At 44.8% G+C, this 17,997-nt stretch carries 20 protein-coding genes; 10 read left to right on the top strand and 10 right to left on the bottom strand.

Annotation, left to right across the window (positions count from 1 at the left end):
- Positions 1-26: 26 nt before the first annotated feature.
- Positions 27-992: a calcium/sodium antiporter gene (locus R7Q38_RS17665; protein ID WP_005381102.1), complete on the bottom strand. Its 966-nt coding sequence runs from the start codon at positions 990-992 to the stop codon at positions 27-29.
- A gap of 374 nt (positions 993-1,366) precedes the next feature.
- On the opposite strand from R7Q38_RS17665, the gene mlaF reads away from it, so the two are divergent.
- The 8 genes from mlaF to R7Q38_RS17625 all read left to right on the top strand — a co-directional run bounded on the left by mlaF (position 1,367) and on the right by R7Q38_RS17625 (position 6,808).
- Positions 1,367-2,170 carry a phospholipid ABC transporter ATP-binding protein MlaF gene (gene mlaF / locus R7Q38_RS17660; RefSeq protein ID WP_005388422.1) on the top strand — a complete coding sequence of 268 codons (804 nt, stop codon included), beginning with the start codon at positions 1,367-1,369 and terminating at the stop codon, positions 2,168-2,170.
- A complete protein-coding gene (mlaE, locus tag R7Q38_RS17655; protein WP_025767616.1) occupies positions 2,160-2,951 on the top strand; it encodes a lipid asymmetry maintenance ABC transporter permease subunit MlaE in 792 nt (263 codons plus the stop codon). Before mlaF ends, mlaE begins: the two co-directional genes overlap by 11 nt.
- A 2-nt stretch (positions 2,952-2,953) precedes the next feature.
- On the top strand, positions 2,954-3,442 hold the full coding sequence (gene mlaD, locus R7Q38_RS17650) for an outer membrane lipid asymmetry maintenance protein MlaD (RefSeq protein WP_005381099.1): 489 nt from the start codon (positions 2,954-2,956) through the stop codon (positions 3,440-3,442).
- A 2-nt stretch (positions 3,443-3,444) separates the two neighbouring features.
- Positions 3,445-4,083 carry a phospholipid-binding protein MlaC gene (gene mlaC, locus R7Q38_RS17645; protein ID WP_033907408.1) on the top strand — a complete coding sequence of 213 codons (639 nt, stop codon included), beginning with the start codon at positions 3,445-3,447 and terminating at the stop codon, positions 4,081-4,083.
- Positions 4,083-4,403: a lipid asymmetry maintenance protein MlaB gene (locus tag R7Q38_RS17640; protein ID WP_005381093.1), complete on the top strand. Its 321-nt coding sequence runs from the start codon at positions 4,083-4,085 to the stop codon at positions 4,401-4,403. Before mlaC ends, R7Q38_RS17640 begins: the two co-directional genes overlap by 1 nt.
- A 3-nt stretch (positions 4,404-4,406) precedes the next feature.
- A complete protein-coding gene (gene ibaG, locus R7Q38_RS17635; protein WP_005381092.1) occupies positions 4,407-4,661 on the top strand; it encodes a BolA family iron metabolism protein IbaG in 255 nt (84 codons plus the stop codon).
- 9 nt (positions 4,662-4,670) lie between these two features.
- On the top strand, positions 4,671-5,927 hold the full coding sequence (murA, locus tag R7Q38_RS17630) for a UDP-N-acetylglucosamine 1-carboxyvinyltransferase (protein ID WP_005388419.1): 1,257 nt from the start codon (positions 4,671-4,673) through the stop codon (positions 5,925-5,927).
- Between the two features lie 155 nt (positions 5,928-6,082).
- Complete coding sequence (locus R7Q38_RS17625) at positions 6,083-6,808, top strand: 1-acylglycerol-3-phosphate O-acyltransferase (protein WP_239938515.1); 726 nt, start codon at positions 6,083-6,085, stop codon at positions 6,806-6,808.
- An 84-nt stretch (positions 6,809-6,892) separates the two neighbouring features.
- On the opposite strand, the gene R7Q38_RS17620 is transcribed toward R7Q38_RS17625, so the two are convergent.
- The 6 genes from R7Q38_RS17620 to arcA form a co-directional block, all read right to left on the bottom strand.
- Positions 6,893-7,282 (bottom strand): RidA family protein, encoded by a 390-nt coding sequence (locus R7Q38_RS17620; protein ID WP_005381087.1) that lies wholly within the window; start codon positions 7,280-7,282, stop codon positions 6,893-6,895.
- A gap of 130 nt (positions 7,283-7,412) precedes the next feature.
- Positions 7,413-7,874: an aspartate carbamoyltransferase regulatory subunit gene (pyrI, locus tag R7Q38_RS17615; protein ID WP_005381086.1), complete on the bottom strand. Its 462-nt coding sequence runs from the start codon at positions 7,872-7,874 to the stop codon at positions 7,413-7,415.
- Between the two features lie 15 nt (positions 7,875-7,889).
- Complete coding sequence (gene pyrB / locus R7Q38_RS17610) at positions 7,890-8,819, bottom strand: aspartate carbamoyltransferase (protein ID WP_005381085.1); 930 nt, start codon at positions 8,817-8,819, stop codon at positions 7,890-7,892.
- 86 nt (positions 8,820-8,905) lie between these two features.
- Positions 8,906-9,001 carry a hypothetical protein gene (locus R7Q38_RS17605; RefSeq protein WP_005381084.1) on the bottom strand — a complete coding sequence of 32 codons (96 nt, stop codon included), beginning with the start codon at positions 8,999-9,001 and terminating at the stop codon, positions 8,906-8,908.
- 99 nt (positions 9,002-9,100) lie between these two features.
- Positions 9,101-10,105 (bottom strand): ornithine carbamoyltransferase, encoded by a 1,005-nt coding sequence (locus R7Q38_RS17600; RefSeq protein ID WP_239938516.1) that lies wholly within the window; start codon positions 10,103-10,105, stop codon positions 9,101-9,103.
- Between the two features lie 156 nt (positions 10,106-10,261).
- Complete coding sequence (arcA, locus tag R7Q38_RS17595; RefSeq protein ID WP_005381082.1) at positions 10,262-11,482, bottom strand: arginine deiminase; 1,221 nt, start codon at positions 11,480-11,482, stop codon at positions 10,262-10,264.
- A gap of 583 nt (positions 11,483-12,065) precedes the next feature.
- Here arcA and rraB point away from each other — a divergent pair.
- Both rraB and R7Q38_RS17585 read left to right on the top strand, forming a co-directional pair.
- Entirely contained in the window at positions 12,066-12,479 is a 414-nt protein-coding gene (gene rraB, locus R7Q38_RS17590; protein WP_005381081.1) for a ribonuclease E inhibitor RraB, read from the top strand.
- Between the two features lie 154 nt (positions 12,480-12,633).
- Positions 12,634-13,434: a glycosyl hydrolase 2 galactose-binding domain-containing protein gene (locus tag R7Q38_RS17585; RefSeq protein WP_005381080.1), complete on the top strand. Its 801-nt coding sequence runs from the start codon at positions 12,634-12,636 to the stop codon at positions 13,432-13,434.
- A 19-nt stretch (positions 13,435-13,453) separates the two neighbouring features.
- Here the strand turns inward: R7Q38_RS17585 and R7Q38_RS17580 are convergent, their stop codons facing one another.
- The 3 genes from R7Q38_RS17580 to R7Q38_RS17570 form a co-directional block, all read right to left on the bottom strand.
- The gene (locus tag R7Q38_RS17580) at positions 13,454-14,359 is read right to left on the bottom strand and encodes a bifunctional helix-turn-helix transcriptional regulator/GNAT family N-acetyltransferase (protein ID WP_136976377.1); all 906 of its coding nucleotides are present in this window, start codon (positions 14,357-14,359) and stop codon (positions 13,454-13,456) included.
- Between the two features lie 115 nt (positions 14,360-14,474).
- Positions 14,475-14,879 carry a DUF2061 domain-containing protein gene (locus R7Q38_RS17575; RefSeq protein WP_005381078.1) on the bottom strand — a complete coding sequence of 135 codons (405 nt, stop codon included), beginning with the start codon at positions 14,877-14,879 and terminating at the stop codon, positions 14,475-14,477.
- A gap of 202 nt (positions 14,880-15,081) precedes the next feature.
- The gene (locus R7Q38_RS17570; RefSeq protein ID WP_318114304.1) at positions 15,082-17,940 is read right to left on the bottom strand and encodes a valine--tRNA ligase; all 2,859 of its coding nucleotides are present in this window, start codon (positions 17,938-17,940) and stop codon (positions 15,082-15,084) included.
- Positions 17,941-17,997 lie beyond the last annotated feature (57 nt).

Here is a 17,997-nt window from a genome sequence, read left to right as displayed (position 1 = left end):
AGATCTCTACTTATTGATCGTGGTAATTAAGCGGTCATGTTTGCGAATAAGTACACTTGGTAACCTAAGAAGCACACAAACAAGATGGCACCTTCAATACGGTTAATACTGCGTGATTTACCCAAACACATCGCGACAAGTAACAATGAAACGCCTAACATGACCCAGAAGTCACGTCCCATCGCGTACTCACTGAGCACCGATGGATTAATGATGCCAGGAATCCCCATTACCGCCAGAATGTTAAACACATTCGAACCGATAATGTTACCGACAGCCATGTCGTCTTCACCCTTTAAAACTCCCGCAAGTGATGCGGCCAGTTCTGGCAGGCTAGTGCCAATGGCGATAATAGTTAGGCCGATAACAAGGTCGCTCATACCAAAGTGTTTAGCAATAATTACCGCGTTATCAACCAGCATGCTGGCTGCCAAAGGAAGCAGTATCAAGCCAATAACCACCCACATGATTGCTTTAGGGTTACTGACGCCTTCTGGGATCTCTGACTCTTGGTCATCAAGAAAAACATCACCTGATTTTTGCTCTTTGCGGCTGATTTGCAACATAGCAAATAAAAATGCCCCAAAGAGTACAAACAATAAGACACCCTCATAAAAACCGAGATGGCTATTCCAAAGCAGAATACCAGCGAGTACGGTTACGGCTATCATGAGTGGCAGTTCTCGGCGGATGACGGCGGAGCTAATCGACAAAGGCTTGATCAGCGCTGTAATACCTAGGATTAACGCAATGTTCGCTATGTTTGAGCCTAATACGTTACCCACCGCTGTATCCGTTTTGCCATCCCAAGCGGCGGTTGCAGATACCATCATCTCAGGGGCGGATGAGCCCATCGCAAGGATTGTCATGCCGATGACAAGCGGGGAAATACCGACGTTGCGGGCTATCGCTGCAGAGCCAAAAACAAGTTTATCTGCACTCCAAACAAGCAAAACAAGACCGACTATAAGCAACGCAACGGCTTCGAGCATGAGAATTCCTAAGTATTAAATAAGTAAAATGAATAACCGCTAATTTTGACCTTTTGCGGCCTAAAATGGAAGATAAACGAAGAATAAATTAAAGGTTAGTAACGAAAATGTATGTAAATCTCACTCATTTAAATGAGCAATTCTGGTCTAGGATTTAAACACTTCGTGCTAATTAGGTCATAAACCATGAGAAATTGCAGGGATATAGTCGACTTTATTTAATTGAACAGTGCTTTAAATTCAACGCCAATGTGCTTATGATTGCAGCCTAATAAATGTACCGACGTTACTTTATTAAACGTAGAATTCAACTCCGATGAGTATCTGCTTGATGATTCCGTGAGTTGCAACGCTCCTACAGTAGAAGAGATGATATGTCGAACAACGATTTAGTCACCGTGAACAACCTCACTTTTTCACGGGGAGAACGCATGATCTTTGATGATATTGATCTGCATGTTCCTGAGGGCAAAGTGACGGCCATTATGGGACCATCGGGTATTGGTAAAACAACATTGCTGCGTTTGATTGGTGGTCAGTTGTATCCCGAGCAAGGAGAGATCTGGTTTGATGGCGACAATATTCCCTCTCTCTCGCGTAAAAAACTCTACCATGCTCGAAAGAAAATGAGCATGTTGTTCCAGTCAGGGGCTTTATTCACTGATTTGAATGTTTTTGATAATGTCGCCTTTCCATTGAGAGAGCATACCGATTTATCGGAAGATTTGATTCGCACCATGGTGTTACTCAAGCTCGAAGCTGTCGGTCTGCGCGGCGCGGCGCAATTAATGCCGAGTGAGCTTTCAGGTGGTATGGCAAGACGCGCTGCTTTGGCTCGTGCAATCGCACTTGATCCTGACCTGATCATGTACGATGAGCCGTTTGTGGGGCAAGACCCAATCACTATGGGCGTTTTGGTTGAGCTAATTAGCAATCTAAACCAAGCGTTAGGTTTGACCTCTATTGTGGTTTCTCACGACGTACCTGAAGTCATGAGTATTGCTGACTGGGTATACCTGATGGCCGATGGAAAAATCATCGCCTATGGTACGCCAGAAGAGCTGACTCAAAACTCTGATCCTCGTGTCCAGCAGTTCTTACAAGGTGATGCCGACGGTCCTGTACCGTTTCGTTTCCCTTCTCAAAGTATCGAAAAGGACTTATTTGATGGTCGATAACTTCATTCACTTTGTCGCCTCGCTGGGTCGACGCACGCTTTCTATTTGCGGAGCATTTGGTCGTGCGACTTTCATGCTGATTGGGGCGCTATTTTCTAAGCCACAACCGATCAAAAGCTTTCCTCTGCTTGTTAAGCAACTTTATTCTGTTGGTGTTCAGTCGCTGGCGATCATCGTCGTATCTGGTCTGTTCATTGGAATGGTTTTGAGTCTACAAGGCTATGTTGTGTTGGTGGATTACGGCGCAGAAGGCAGTTTGGGGCAAATGGTGGCGCTTTCTTTACTCCGTGAATTAGGACCTGTTGTTACTGCACTTTTGTTTGCTGGTCGTGCCGGTTCTGCGTTAACCGCAGAGATAGGTCTAATGAAAGCAACGGAACAACTGTCTAGCCTTGAAATGATGGCGGTAGACCCATTGAAACGAGTGATTGCACCACGGTTTTGGGCTGGGGTTATCTCAATGCCTTTACTGGCTATGATTTTCATGGCTGTGGGAATTTGGGGCGCTCAGCTTGTTGGTGTTGACTGGAAAGGCGTTGATCACGGCAGTTTTTGGTCAGCGATGCAGTCCTCTGTTGAGCTAGGGCAAGACATTGGTAACAGTATGATCAAATGTTTTGCGTTTGCAATTACGGTTACTTGGGTCGCTCTATTTAACGGTTATGATGCTATTCCAACATCGGAAGGGATCAGCCGAGCAACTACGCGCACTGTTGTGCATTCTTCTTTAGCAGTACTAGGATTAGACTTTGTACTGACCGCATTGATGTTTGGGAATTAATCATGCAACAAACACGTAAAACTGAATTATGGGTTGGCAGCTTTGTATTAGCGGGAATTTGCGCGATTCTTGTGATGATTTTTCAAGTTGCTGACGTAAAAAGCATTGGCTCTGGTGATACTTATACCCTCAAAGCCGAGTTCGATAATATTGGCAGTTTAAAAGTTCGTTCTCCCGTAAAAGTGGGGGGCGTTGTGATTGGTCGAGTAAGTAGTATTTCGCTTAACCCAGACAACTTATTGCCAGTTGTAACACTATCTATCAATAGCAAATACAATCAGTTCCCAGAAACGTCGAGCGTACAAATTTTGACATCTGGCCTGATTGGTGAGCAATACATTGGTTTAGTACCTGGCTTCGTTTTTGATGATGAAGTCATGCTGGTGGATGGTGATACCATCGAAGACACCAAATCGGCGCTTGTGCTTGAAGACTTAATTGGTCAAGTACTATACAGCGTAGGTGGTTCAGACGACTCAAGTAAGGAATAACTATGTTAGCGAGATTACTACTTTCAGTTTGTGCTGTGTTTAGCGTCTTTGGAACAACTGCAGCAGAGGTGGATAAAACTGAACCTTATAAGATGATGAAGCAGGTAGCTGAAGTCACGTTCGAAAGATTGAAAGCCGAACAGCCGAAAATCAAACAAGATCCAAATTTACTTAAAGTGATCGTTGAAGAAGAGCTAATGCCTTACGTCAACTACCGCTATGCAGGGTTAAAACTTCTTGGTCCAAACTTAAAAGGTGCTAAGCGTGAAGATGTACTTGAGTTTATCGATGCATTTCGTGCTTACCTGATTGCGTCTTATGCACAAGTGTTGACGCAATACTCTGACCAAAAAATTGAGTTTGGTCCTGAGCCTAGCATTGATGACTCTAAGCGTATTACAAGCATTAAAGTTGATATCATCGATACTCCGCGTCCAAACATCAAACTTGAGTTTAAACTGCGTAAAGACAACCAGTCTGGTGAGTGGGAAGCATTCGATATGATTGCAGAGGGCATTAGTTTGCTTTCTAGTAAACAATCCGAATGGAACAGTAAAATTCGTCAAGAAGGCATTCTATCTGTTGCTAAAGACTTAGAAAAATTGGCCGCAGAACCGATCCGCTTCGAGGCGAAGAAATAATGGCCCAGACTCCCGCTCAGTGGCAATTGGATCAAAACATTCTTAAGCTAACAGGGGCACTTGATAGAGACACAGTGCCTTCATTGTGGGCCTATGCACAGCAATGGCAACCTGCTCAATCGGAGCTGGAATGCTCGCTAAAAGAGATAGAGCGCGTCGACTCTGCAGGAATGGTGATGTTAATCCACTTATTAGAGCATGCAAAAAAGCAAAACTGTCATATAATGCTCAGTTTCGTGCCGGCGCAACTGCGCACTTTGTTTCAACTGAGCAATGTTGAATCTTTAGTGGCCAAACACATACAGAATTATCAGGGGTAAATTGTGGATAGCGCAAAAGTACAACAGTTATTAGAAGAAGCACTAAACCTTCAAGAAGTGCATGTGAAAGGTGAAGGTAGCCACTATGAAGTGGTTGCTGTTGATGCTTGTTTCGATGGAATGAGCCGCGTTAAGAAGCAGCAGCTAATTTATGCTCCTCTGATGGAATACATCCAGCGTAACGACATTCACGCATTATCAATCAAAGCGTTCACACCAGAAGAGTGGGCTCGTGATAAGAAATTGATGTCGCTTTAAGGTTTATTGATGGAAAAGTTTCGAGTTATTGGGTCAGATAAACCACTAGTTGGTGAAGTGACCATTTCAGGTGCAAAAAACGCAGCACTGCCGATTTTATTTGCGTCTATCTTGGCGGAAGAGCCAGTAGAAGTGGCAAACGTACCACACCTTCGTGATATCGACACAACCATGGAATTGCTTAAGCGTTTAGGCGCGAAAGTAAGCCGCAATGGCTCTGTTCATGTTGATCCAAGCAGTATTACAGAATACTGCGCGCCTTATGATTTAGTGAAAACCATGCGTGCTTCTATTTGGGCTTTAGGTCCTTTGGTGGCGCGCTTTGGTCAAGGTCAGGTTTCTTTACCAGGCGGTTGTGCCATTGGTGCCCGTCCTGTGGATCTGCATATTTCTGGTTTAGAGCAGCTTGGCGCAACCATTACATTAGAAGATGGTTATGTGAAAGCAGAAGTGGATGGTCGTCTAAAAGGCGCGCACATCGTGATGGATAAAGTCAGCGTAGGCGCGACGATCACCATCATGTGTGCTGCAGCGCTAGCGGAAGGCACAACAACACTAGATAACGCTGCGCGTGAGCCTGAAATCGTCGATACCGCTGATTTCCTAAATAAGCTTGGCGCAAAAATCTCTGGCGCTGGCACAGATACCATTACGATTGAAGGTGTTGAGCGCCTAGGCGGCTGTAAACACAACGTGGTTGCTGACCGTATTGAGACGGGAACATTCCTTGTCGCAGCAGCAGTATCTGGCGGTAAAGTGGTATGTCGCAACACTAATGCTCATTTGCTTGAAGCGGTTCTCGCCAAGTTGGAAGAAGCTGGCGCGCTTGTCGAAACGGGTGAAGATTGGATCTCCGTTGATATGACCGACCGCGAGCTAAAAGCGGTAAGTGTACGTACTGCGCCACATCCTGGTTTCCCGACGGATATGCAAGCTCAATTTACGCTACTGAACATGATGGCGAAAGGTGGAGGCGTGATCACAGAGACTATCTTTGAAAACCGCTTTATGCACGTACCAGAACTCATGCGTATGGGCGCTAAAGCTGAGATCGAAGGCAATACGGTTATCTGTGGTGATGTTGAGTCACTCAGCGGTGCGCAAGTGATGGCAACCGATCTACGAGCTTCGGCTAGTTTGGTTATTGCAGGTTGCATTGCTAAAGGCGAAACCGTCGTTGATCGTATTTACCATATCGACCGTGGTTACGACAAAATCGAAAATAAACTGGCTGCACTTGGCGCAAATATTGAGCGAGTGAGCTAGGCAAGTTAAACTGCTCCGCAGGTAACTTGGATATCAAGAGAGCCGAAACCTGAGTTTCGGCTTTTTTATATCACTCTCATGACCATATTTTCCCTTTATGGAAAGAGATATATTAATAGCTGTATCTGGCAAAAGCCGGTTCCTGGAGAACAAGAATGATTGCACTGTTACGTGTATTTGCTGTCGCTATCTTTGCGATTGTTATGTTTATTGGTGGTTGTGGTTACTGCCTATTAAGCCCTAGAAACCCTAAGCACGTTTTCACTTTTGGCCGTTTGTTTGCCAAGATGTCTCGTGTGTTTGGGATTAAGTTAGAGTTGCGTATCCCTGAAGATGCGTATTCACGCGGCCAACATGTTTACATTGCTAACCACCAGAACAACTGGGACATGTTTACTGTTTCTGCGGCTGTGACTCCGAAAGTTGTGACAGTAGGTAAAAAGAGCTTGGCTTGGATGCCACTGTTTGGTCAGCTTTACTGGCTTACGGGTAACATTCTGATTGACCGAGCGAATCGCTCTAAAGCAAAAGGTACTATCGATCAGGTCGTGAGCAGCATGAAAGAAAGTGATGTTTCGGTGTGGATGTTCCCTGAAGGCACGCGTTCTCGTGGGCGTGGTTTGCTGCCATTCAAAACAGGTGCTTTTCATGCGGCAATTGGTGCAGGTGTGCCAATCATTCCTATCGTATGTAGCTCGACGAATAAAATTAAGCTGAACCGTTGGAACAATGGTCATGTGATTGTTGAAATGCTACCTCCAATCAGCACTGAAGGCTATGGTAAAGAGGGCATTCGCGAGTTAGCGAATATCTGTCGTGAACAGATGAAAGAGAAGCTTGAATCGTTAGATGAAGAAGTCAAACAGCTTAATGCTGCTTAAGTTTTACTGCGATATCATCACGAAAAGACAATAAAAAACGGGTAGCCTGAGCTACCCGTTTTTTATGTTTGTCAGCAAGTACAATTATTTGCGAACTGCAATTGCTTCAATCTCGATGCCAACATCTTTTGGTAGGCGAGCCACTTCTACACAAGAGCGTGCAGGGTAGTTTGCTACGCCGTGCTCATCAAAGAACTTGCCGTAAACTTCGTTCACTGTGCCAAAGTCATTTAGGTCTTTAACAAAAACCGTTAGCTTTACAATATCAGATACTTTAAGACCTGAAGATTCAACTACAGCCTTTACGTTTTCTAGAGACTGACGAGCTTGTTCTGCGATATCAGCAGACACTTCACCTGTCGCTGGGTTTACTGGGATTTGGCCTGAAGTAAGAACCATGTTACCTAGATCTACGCCTTGAACGTAAGGACCGATTGCTGCTGGTGCAGACTCAGTGTGAAGTACTTTCGTCATTTGATTTTTTCCATCAGTTGTAGGGAATAAAGATTCTCAGTTTGCCTCTAAACCCTCGGTAGGTAAAGAGCAAAATACCCTGACATTGCAGGGTATTTTAAACGTATCACAGCCTAGTCGTGCGGCGTGTTTATCGCTCGGTTACGATCTCGCGTGAGAACACTTTCTCGCAGTATTTACACTTTAGGCGGATTTCTTGTTTCTTCTCGAACACGCTAAAGCTGCTTTCTACTGGTTCATTATGAGAAATACAGTTTGAATTCGGGCATTCAAATACATCATTGATGCGCTCAGGAAGCTCTAACGCGAGCTTTTTCACCACTTCATAATTCTCGATTTGATTCACGGTCGCGTGAGGAGCATACAACGCTAGCTTGCTCGCTTGCTCTTCATTGATAAACACATTTTCGATTTTGAGTAGATCTTTATGACCGAGTGCTGATGATGGCAAGTTCAGTCCAATCGTTACGCGTTGTGATGAATTGTGCATATCGAACAGTCTTAATACTTTGATGCCGATTTGCGCAGGGATGTGGTCGATGACCGTACCATTTTTGATTGCTTCTACCTGCAATTGAGTTTCTTTAGCCATGATTTTTCCCCTCGATTACAGTGTTTCGTTTAGAACAAGCGCCAGCAGTGCTTGGCGAGCATACACGCCATTTTGAGCTTGCTGGAAGAAGTAAGCATGAGGCGTTTTATCAACATCAGTTGTAATTTCATCCACACGTGGTAGTGGGTGCAGTACTTTCAAGTTCTCACGCGCGCCTTCTAGTAGTGCCGCCGTTAGGATGTAAGCCGACTTAATATGTGCGTATTCCGATTCGTCAAAGCGTTCTTTCTGTACGCGTGTCATGTACAGAATATCCAGTTCAGGAATCACACTTTCCATGTCTGTGTGTAGGCTATATTGAATGCCAGCTTCGTCTAGTTCTTCGCAGATGTAATCTGGCATTGCCAGCGCATCTGGTGCAACAAAGAAGAAGCGGATGTTGTTAAACTTTGCTAAGGCTTGAGTCAGTGAGTGCACTGTGCGGCCATATTTTAGGTCACCTACGAATGCGACGTTCAGGTTGTCTAGACGCCCTTGTGTTTCCGCGATGGTGTATAGGTCGAGTAGCGTTTGAGTTGGGTGTTGGTTTGCACCGTCGCCCGCGTTGATCACTGGCACGCCATTTGAAAATTCAGATGCCAAGCGAGCGGCGCCTTCTTGTGGATGACGCATCACAAAGGCATCGACGTAAGAAGAGATGACTTGTACTGAATCTGCGAGTGTTTCGCCTTTCTTCGCCAGAGAGGTATTACCATCATTATCAAAGCCAATCACGTCACCACCAATGCGCTGAATCGCTGTTTCAAACGATAAACGTGTACGTGTTGATGGTTCAAAGAAACAACTTGCAACGACTTTGTTTTTAATCAGTTCTGGTCGAGGTGCTTTTTTAAGGCTACCTGCTGTTTCTACGATAAGTTCCAGTTCTTCGCGTGAAAGCTCTGGAATAGAGATGATGTGCTTCTGGTAAAGCGAGTTCGCCATGATCTTCTTCCCTATAACATTGATGACTACATCCAAATAACCGAAAGGAATTTTGGACATAAAAAAACCTCCCCAATGGGGAGGTTTTAAAATTCAATAGAATTAACGAAAATAACACCACGTAAGCGTAGTCGCTTAGCGAGAGCAAATCGCGTTTTTACGTCAGCAATCAGCGTGGTCATTTCTTAATCCTCAGACAAATTGCCGAGCATTATACGCTTAACTTTCGTGAGCGCAAGCTATTACATCATGGTTTTTATCGGCTGTTTTTGCGCACTGGTTTAGCTTCCTAGCGTCGCAACCATCACGGCTTTGATGGTATGCATACGGTTTTCAGCTTCGTCGAATACGATGGAGTATTCCGATTCAAATACCTCTTCTGTTACTTCAAGGCCTTTCATACCGTATCTTTCAGCGACTTCTTTGCCGACGGTGGTTTCATCATTGTGGAAAGCTGGAAGGCAGTGCATGAATTTCACATGTGGATTACCCGTTTGCTCAATCACGTCCATATTGATTTGATAAGGTGTCATTAACGCTACACGTTCATCCCATGCCTCGGCAGACTCACCCATAGACACCCAAACGTCGGTGTATAGGAAGTCACAACCTTTCACACCTTCCTCAACGCTTTCTGTTAACGTGATTTTTGCACCGGTTTGTTGCGCGATAGTTTGACAAGTTGCCACGAGCTCTTCTTCAGGCCAGAACGCTTTTGGCGCGACAAGGCGAATATCCATGCCCATTTTCGCTGCGCCCACCATAAGTGAGTTACCCATGTTGTTGCGCGCATCACCTAGGTAAGCGAAGGTTATTTCATGCAGCTGTTTACCACGGCCGTGCTCTTGCATGGTCAGGAAGTCAGCAAGGATCTGGGTTGGGTGGAACTCATCCGTTAAACCATTCCACACTGGAACACCAGCATAAGTACCAAGCTCTTCAACAATGGATTGGCCAAAGCCTCGGTATTCAATCCCGTCGTACATACGACCAAGAACACGAGCTGTGTCTTTCATCGATTCCTTATGACCGATCTGCGAGCCAGAAGGGCCGATGTAAGAGACTTGAGCACCTTGGTCAAAGGCAGCGACTTCAAACGCACATCGGGTACGAGTCGAAGATTTCTCAAAGATTAGTGCGATGTTTTTACCTTGAAGTTTCTTCTGCTCTGTTCCTGCATATTTAGCTTTTTTCAGCTCTGCAGACAGTTCGAGCAAAAACTGGATTTCTTTGGTTGAGAAGTCCAATAGCTTCAAAAAGTTGCGGTTACGTAAATTGAAAGCCATAGCTCGTCCCTTAGTACATGTGATTAGATTAATAGAATTTATTAAAACATATAAATGCTTTTATTGTGAATGGTTATTTTTAATTAAAGCTAAAAAAGGTTGATGTATTCACATCAACCTTAGTTTTGATTCACCTAATGTAAAGGGACGAGTAAGTTATATATCGTCTCGTTCTATTGGACAGCTCATACAGCGAGCGCCACCGCGACCACGACCAAGCTCGTTACCAGGTACTGTCAGTACTTTGATGCCAGCTTTATCGTATTTTTCGTTGGTGTATACGTTGCGTTCGTAACCAATTACTACGCCCGGTTTTACAGTTAGAACGTTATTGGCATCATTCCATTGTTCGCGTTCCGCTTCATAGCTGTCGCCACCAGTGGTGATGATTTTCAGCTGATCTAAGCCAAGAGCGGACTCAATCGCGTGCAGATAGTTATGTGAGGCTTCAACATGCATTTCACCGTTGCCTTTTGGTGTTAAGCGCCATGTGTCGAGATCTTTGCGCATGATCTCTGGGTAGACAGAGAAAGTATCTACATCCATATGGGTCATCACAGTGTCTAAATGCATACATGAGCGGTGTTTAGGCAGATCAATTGCAATCACCTCGGTAGCTTGGCCTGCTTTAAATAGGCTCGCTGCAAGGTTCTCTACACCTTGCGCAGTCGTACGCTCAGACATACCGATAAGAACTGCACCTTTACCAATAACCAACACATCACCGCCTTCGACATTCGCGTTATCATAATGCAGATCATCGTCACCGAAGTATTTGATAAAATCTTGGCCAGCAAAAATTGGGTGCCAACGATAAATCGCACGTAGGTGGTTTGTTTCACGTTGACGTGCAGGCATCATCATCGGGTTAAGAGAAACGCCGCCATAAACCCAACACGAGGTATCACGAGTGAATAGGTGATTAGGCAGTGGCTCAATAACAAAGTCGAGAGGACGCTTCATTTTTGGCAGCATAGAAGATGAGGAGATCGGTAGCTCTGAGTAAGCTAAGCCACCTAAAAAGATGCAGGCAAGATGTTCATCATCCATTTCTGAAAAGTATTGGCGTAGGTCTCGCGCAAATGTTGGCCCGTAGCGAAAGTCAGAAATCTGAGTGTTCAGCAGCCATTGTTTTGCTTCTGGAACGGCGAGGGTTTCGACCAGTAAATCGTGGAGGAGAAGCACTTCAACGTCTTGCTCGCGCAGCGTACGTGCGAATGCATCGTGCTCTTCACCTGCCGCTTCTACAGCAAGAACGTCATCAAATAGCAACTCATGACAGTTTGACGGAGTTAAGTGGGTTAGGGCGCGTTCAGGGCGATTTAATAGAACTCGTCGAAGTTGACCAACTTCTGATCCAACGTACAGCTTGCTCATTTTGTATCCTTACAAATTTTCCAGCCATTAGTTATGACAAGCTTCCTAGAAAGATGCAAGTTATCAAGCTTTGTTTATATTCTGATATTTTTGACTTTGTGAGTTTTTTATTTTTATTTTTGTTCTTATTAAATTTGCTATTAGATATAAATGCTATTTTGCTAAAATTAGAGTGCGTGCGTTTTTATTCTAATTTTCCCGTTGAGAAAGAATACATGCACAGTGCATAAAACGTGCATTTTTATTCTAAATTATGCATTATTAAAGTGAATTTATTCGTTATGCTTCTTCGTTTTACACGTGAGTGTATTCAAGAAAGCATCATAAACACGCATAGAAAGAGAAAATAACCACATTAAGTGTCAATTAGGATGTTCTGAATATTAAAAAATGCCATTCTTTGTTAATTTTTTGTTTCTTTGTGTGGTCGGTTTAATATTTAGATTCAAATAACCGATAAGAATCGCAGTGGTATGATGTTTGTTTGTGGCTTTTCATCGCAATCCATGCCATATTTCACCGGATCAGCATACTCAGTATCGGGTATTGTGTTTCCATCAAGTAACTAATCTGGAGCCAAAACATGTCTCACGAAGATGAATATCTATCAGTAGAAGAATTAATTGAGATTCAAAAGGAAGAGACTCGCGATATCATTGCAGCATTGCTAGAAGATGGCAGCGATCCAGATTCGCTATACGAAATTGAGCACCACCTGTTTGCAGAAGATTTTGACACGCTAGAAAAAGCGGTAGTTGAAGCATTCAAGATGGGCTTTGAAGTTCTTGAAGCAGAAGAAACTGAAGATGAAGATGGTAACAAGTTGCTTTGCTGTGATGCGACTATGGAGTCCGCACTTGACGCAGAAGCGATTGATGCGCAAGTTGAAAAATTGATTCACTTGGCAGAAAAATACGACATCATCTATGACGGTTGGGGTACGTACTACGAAGGCGAAGATGCGCTTTACCCTGAAGAAGATGAAGACGACGAGTAATCAAAGCTCACTACTTTTGGAAAAACCAGCGTTTAACGCTGGTTTTTTTATACCTTGAAAAACTGACGAATGTGGAGGCGATAAATAATTCACATTGAGTTTATAGGGGATTTCTCCCTATAATGCGTGAAAATTGATCTAGCTCAAGGTGTATATGCAACTCTCACTCGCCGGTTTATGGCAAGTCTCTCCACTGACGGACCTTTCTATCCCACAGGATGACATTACTTTCCCTGCTCCTTTGAGTCAGGTATTGCCAGCTGAAATGACAGAAGAAGCAATTCGTCAGCAAGAGTGGCACCTGATGCATGACATTGAAGTGGACGAATCCATGATGGCATTCCCAGCGGTAGAAATGGTGTTGGGTGGTGTGGATTACCATGCAGAAGTGCGTTTGAACGGAGTAGCATTGTTCGACTGTGACGGTTCTCAAAATGTCTACAAGAAAGACATTCGTCCGTTCATGCAAATGGGGCGTAACCGCTTTGAAATCTTGTTCTTAGAGGAAGAAGAGGATCTTCTGTTTGATGAAGATAAACCTGAGCTGTGCTCTCTGTCCGATCATGAATATAAAAAAAGTGATGAGCGCTTAGGGGTATGGCAAGAACCGTATCTGCAGTTCATTCGCAATGTGCGTTTAGACCGCGTGGCTACCGAACAGATTTGGCACCACGGTGGTGGTTGTGAGTTTAAAGTAGACTTGTACTATCAAACTTTTTCGCCGGGCCTGGTCTCTGCATCGGTTAAGTTTAATGGTATGACTTACCATATTCCTATTGATGTCCGAGCGGAGCATGCGAGCGCTTTATTCCAGATCGAAGCGCCAAAGTATGCCGATCTTACTGATCCTGATCCAAGTGATCTCTACCAGTTGTCTGTTGAGTTGGATGGGCAGCACCAAAACTTCACTGTTGCCTTGAGCCAGGAGCTTTGTGTTACCCATGTTGTGCTTTAACTCTTAGTAATGCTCTTTATTACAGTGTTTTAAGCATTACGACTTCACATGCATCATGCCCTGTTTGTCCAAGCGGGGCATCGAGATGCTCAAAGCCTAGCTTTTCATACAAGCTTACCGCTTCTCTCAGACATTCAGTTGTCTCTAAATAGCACTGCTGATACCCAAATTGTTTCGCCAATTGTAAGCTCAATGCGACGATGCGTTTGGCTAAACCGTGCCCTCGTGTTTGAGGTAAGAAGTACATCTTTTGTAGTTCACACACATTTGGCTCGCCAGCTAAAGGGGCAAAGCCACCGCCACCAACGATCTCTCCGCGATGTTCAATGACCCAATAGGCGGCCCCGCATTGATTGTAAACCGAATACATATCATCAAGCGTTGGATCGGCCACACCATAACCTTTGTCTGCGGTTAAGCCGTATTCTGCAGAGACTTTACGAATCACATCTGCGACTTGCGGGTTGTCTGCTTTAGTAAGAGGTCGAAGAACGTATTCCTCAGACTGACACACTTTTGTTAGCCCTTTTAGGTAAGTCTCTAGACCAAGTTTGAGTTGCTCTTGCTCGCTGTCATCGAGTTGGGTAAGCAGTTGTTCAAAGAAGTGGTTTTGCTGTTGGTCCAGTTGTGATAACGCCTGTTGGCCTTGCTCTGTAATCGCTACGAGTTGACTACGTTTGTCTTTTGGGTTTTCGATGCTCTCGACCAAACCTAATTTAATCAAACCAGTAACGGTTCGGCTCGCGTTGGACTTGTCGACATTAAGCTGCTGTGCCAGCTGATTGATGGTCAATGGCTGCAATTGGATTTCACCCAATGCGTGCGCTTGCACTGGAGTGAGAGCGACATCGCCGCATTGTTTATCAAGCATACCAAGCAATCGGACGGCTTGACGGGAGTAGTGTCGAAGTTGACGAGCGTTCATTATCACTTACCTCTAAAAATAAAGTTGCGCACCGCAATTAAATTAATTGCGGTGCGCAACCTTGTCAATGGTAAATGTCATTTTTCTCGTTAGGAGACGTAGTGAGCCTCCATGTTTAAGCGTGGTGATGTAAACAAAACTGCGGTGCTGGAGCTTTTTCTGATGATTTACGCATCCATACTTTCTCGTGGAAGTAGTAAGCCACCGTGTTCAAACTCGGCTCTAGCATCGCCATTACGCCGCCGACAAATGCATCACCTGTTAGTAAGTAAACCACGGTAAAAGCGACGCTGAAGTGCACGGTCGCAAAGCTTGCGGTTTTTAATTTGGTCATCCACTGACGAGCTTTAAGTGCTGGGACTTTTGCCCATGCCTTTTCATGAAAGTAGAAGGCTACGGTGTTCACTGAAGGCTCAATCATGGCAATTAAACTACCAATTAGAATGTCGCCTGTGAGTACGTAAGCGACACTAAATGCGATAGTAAAATGCAGTGCTGCGAAAGTTAGTGTCTTTTTCATGATAATTACTCAATCGTGTTTGTTTCGATGAGTTCATTATCGATAATAATTCTCATTAATGATAATGGGTAATGAGTATTGTTGTGATAGGGGGAAGCTATTGATGATGGTTTTGGTGAAATGTATACAAAAAAGGTTGGCCATGATGACCAACCTTTTGAACCAAAAGTGAGAAGTGTTAATTCTTCTCTTTCACTGAGGCTTAAAGCGCAGCGATCGTTGTCTTCTGCTCTTCTAGCTTAGCTAGCGTTTCTTTGTAGCCTTCAAGCTTCTCACGCTCTTTAGCAACAACTGCTTCAGGTGCTTTCGCTACGAAGCCTTCGTTACCTAGTTTGCCTTCGATACGCTTGATTTCGCCGTGAGTTTTCTTGATTTCGCCATCTAGACGAGCAAGCTCAGCATCTTTGTCGATCAGACCTGCCATTGGGATCATCAACTCAGACTTACCAACCAGTGCTGTCGCACATGCAGGAGTTTGTTCGCCAGTTTCAAGCACGCGTACTGCTTCTAGCTTCGCTAGTGACATCAGTACTTGCTTGCTTGCTTCTAGACGAGAGGCATCTTCTGCATTTGCTGCTTTCAGCATAACGTCAAGCGGCTTACCAGGGTTGATGTCGTATTCAGCACGTAGGTTGCGGATGCTAGTGATGAACGCTTTCACCCACTCGATGTCGTCTAGCGCTTCTTGGTGGAAGTTCGCTTCGTCAAACTGAGGCAGAGTTTGTAGCATGATTGTCTCGCCCTCAACACCGTCAACTAGTGGCTTGATGCTTTGCCAGATAGTTTCTGTGATGTAAGGAATCACAGGGTGAGCTAGACGTAGCGTCTTCTCAAGTACCGTGATTAGTGTACGGCGAGTACCACGCTGTTGCGCTTCAGTACCTTTCCATAGAACGGGTTTAGTTAGCTCTAGGTACCAGTCACAGAATTGGTTCCAGATGAATTCGTAAAGTGTGTTCGCAGCCATATCTAGACGGAAGTTGTCGATATGGTTGTTGAACGCTTTCGCTGCTAGTTCAAACTGAGACTCGATCCATTTGTCTGCTAGTGAGTATTCAATCTCACCACCGTTGAAGCCACAATCTTGCTCTTCTGTGTTCATCATTACGTAACGGCTTGCGTTCCATAGTTTGTTACAGAAGTTACGGTAACCTTCAAGACGCTTCATATCCCAGTTGATATCGCGACCTGTTGATGCCATTGCTGCAAGAGTGAAACGCAGTGCGTCTGTACCGTATGCTTCGATACCGTTTTCAAACGTCTTACGAGTGTTCTTCTCGATCTTCTTCGCTAGTTGAGGCTGCATCATGTTGCCACAACGCTTCTCTACGAGAGACTCTAGGTCGATACCATCGATCATGTCGATTGGGTCAAGTACGTTACCTTTCGACTTGGACATCTTGTCGCCGTTTTCGTCACGGATTAGACCAGTAACGTAAACCGTCTTAAATGGTACTTGTGGTTTGCCGTTTTCGTCTTTCACGAAGTGCATGGTCATCATGATCATGCGCGCAACCCAGAAGAAGATGATGTCGAAACCAGTTACTAGTACGTCTGAAGGGTGGAATACTTTCAGATCGTCAGTTTGCTCTGGCCAACCTTGAGTACCGAACGTCCATAGTGCAGAAGAGAACCACGTATCCAGTACGTCTTCGTCTTGGTGAAGTTCAATGACTGACTCTAGGTTGTTGTTCTTGCGAACTTCTTCTTCAGTGCGACCTACGTAAACATTACCTTGGTTGTCGTACCAAGCTGGGATGCGGTGACCCCACCATAGCTGACGAGAGATACACCAGTCTTGAACGTCACGCATCCAAGAGAAGTACATGTTTTCGTATTGCTTAGGAACGAATTGGATGTCGCCGTTTTCTACTGCTTCAACTGCGGTTTTCGCTAGAGGCGCAGTACGTACGTACCATTGGTCAGTTAGCATTGGTTCGATAACAACGCCACCACGGTCGCCGTAAGGAACTTGTAGATCGTGATCTTTCACTTCTTCAAGTAGACCTAGCTCGTCGAATTCAGCAACGATAGCTTTACGAGCGGCAAAACGCTCCATACCGTGGTATTTAGCTGGTAGTTCAGTGCTGTAAGCTTCGCTTGCTTCGCCGTTAGTGTTGAATACTTCTGCTGAGTCGCGGATGTTCGCGTCGAAAGTCAGAATGTTGATCATTGGTAGCTGGTGGCGCTTACCTACTTCGTAGTCGTTGAAGTCGTGCGCAGGTGTGATTTTCACACAGCCAGTACCTTTTTCCATATCTGCGTGCTCATCGCCCACGATTGGGATGCGACGATCAACGATAGGAAGGATGATTTCTTTACCGATAAGATCTTTGTAACGTGGATCTTCTGGGTTAACTGCAACACCTGTATCGCCTAGCACGGTCTCTGGACGAGTCGTTGCAACAACGATGTAGTCTTTGCCATCCGCTGTTTTTGCGCCATCTGCTAGTGGGTAGCGGAAGTGCCACATGTTGCCTTTAGTGTCTTTGTTCTCTACTTCTAGATCTGAAATCGCGGTGTGTAGCTTTGGATCCCAGTTAACTAGACGCTTACCGCGGTAGATTAGATCGTCTTCGTATAGACGTACGAACACTTCTTGAACGGCGTTAGATAGACCATCGTCCATCGTGAAGCGTTCACGATCCCAGTCTACAGATGCGCCAAGACGACGAAGCTGCTTAGTGATAGTGCCGCCAGATTCGCCTTTCCATTCCCAGATTTTGTCGATGAAAGCTTCACGACCGTAATCGTGTTTTGTTTTGCCTTCTTCTGCAGCGATCTTACGCTCAACAACCATCTGAGTTGCGATACCAGCGTGGTCAGTACCTACTTGCCAAAGGGTGTTTTTACCCTTCATACGTTCACAACGGATAAGCGTATCCATGATCGTATCTTGGAACGCGTGGCCCATGTGTAGGCTACCAGTGACGTTCGGTGGCGGGATCATGATGCTGTATGATTCTTTAGTAGTGTCACCGTGTGGCTTAAAGTAGCCTTTCTCTTCCCAAGTCTGATACAGAGCTTGTTCGATTGAAGTTGGGTTGTATGTCTTTTCCATAGCGCTCTTTTAATGGATACGTTGATGGTTGAATCTTAGTCAATCTTTATAAGTGAG

The organism is Vibrio sp. Vb0598 (assembly GCF_033338935.1).
GTDB classification, from domain to species: Bacteria; Pseudomonadota; Gammaproteobacteria; order Enterobacterales; family Vibrionaceae; genus Vibrio; species Vibrio alginolyticus.
Note: the sequence above shows the minus strand (reverse complement) of the source record. Positions and strands in the feature narration are given on the sequence as shown.

Bases quoted from the DNA above. Each gene is read 5' to 3' on its own strand.
- R7Q38_RS17665 (WP_005381102.1), bottom strand. From the start codon at position 992: ATGCTCGAAGCCGTTGCGTTGCTTATAGTCGGTCTTGTTTTGCTTGTT.
- mlaF (WP_005388422.1), top strand. From the start codon at position 1,367: ATGTCGAACAACGATTTAGTCACCGTGAACAACCTCACTTTTTCACGG.
- mlaE (WP_025767616.1), top strand. From the start codon at position 2,160: ATGGTCGATAACTTCATTCACTTTGTCGCCTCGCTGGGTCGACGCACG.
- mlaD (WP_005381099.1), top strand. From the start codon at position 2,954: ATGCAACAAACACGTAAAACTGAATTATGGGTTGGCAGCTTTGTATTA.
- mlaC (WP_033907408.1), top strand. From the start codon at position 3,445: ATGTTAGCGAGATTACTACTTTCAGTTTGTGCTGTGTTTAGCGTCTTT.
- R7Q38_RS17640 (WP_005381093.1), top strand. From the start codon at position 4,083: ATGGCCCAGACTCCCGCTCAGTGGCAATTGGATCAAAACATTCTTAAG.
- murA (WP_005388419.1), top strand. From the start codon at position 4,671: ATGGAAAAGTTTCGAGTTATTGGGTCAGATAAACCACTAGTTGGTGAA.
- R7Q38_RS17625 (WP_239938515.1), top strand. From the start codon at position 6,083: ATGATTGCACTGTTACGTGTATTTGCTGTCGCTATCTTTGCGATTGTT.
- R7Q38_RS17620 (WP_005381087.1), bottom strand. From the start codon at position 7,282: ATGACGAAAGTACTTCACACTGAGTCTGCACCAGCAGCAATCGGTCCT.
- pyrI (WP_005381086.1), bottom strand. From the start codon at position 7,874: ATGGCTAAAGAAACTCAATTGCAGGTAGAAGCAATCAAAAATGGTACG.
- pyrB (WP_005381085.1), bottom strand. From the start codon at position 8,819: ATGGCGAACTCGCTTTACCAGAAGCACATCATCTCTATTCCAGAGCTT.
- R7Q38_RS17605 (WP_005381084.1), bottom strand. From the start codon at position 9,001: ATGACCACGCTGATTGCTGACGTAAAAACGCGATTTGCTCTCGCTAAG.
- R7Q38_RS17600 (WP_239938516.1), bottom strand. From the start codon at position 10,105: ATGGCTTTCAATTTACGTAACCGCAACTTTTTGAAGCTATTGGACTTC.
- arcA (WP_005381082.1), bottom strand. From the start codon at position 11,482: ATGAGCAAGCTGTACGTTGGATCAGAAGTTGGTCAACTTCGACGAGTT.
- rraB (WP_005381081.1), top strand. From the start codon at position 12,066: ATGTCTCACGAAGATGAATATCTATCAGTAGAAGAATTAATTGAGATT.
- R7Q38_RS17585 (WP_005381080.1), top strand. From the start codon at position 12,634: ATGCAACTCTCACTCGCCGGTTTATGGCAAGTCTCTCCACTGACGGAC.
- R7Q38_RS17580 (WP_136976377.1), bottom strand. From the start codon at position 14,359: ATGAACGCTCGTCAACTTCGACACTACTCCCGTCAAGCCGTCCGATTG.
- R7Q38_RS17575 (WP_005381078.1), bottom strand. From the start codon at position 14,879: ATGAAAAAGACACTAACTTTCGCAGCACTGCATTTTACTATCGCATTT.
- R7Q38_RS17570 (WP_318114304.1), bottom strand. From the start codon at position 17,940: ATGGAAAAGACATACAACCCAACTTCAATCGAACAAGCTCTGTATCAG.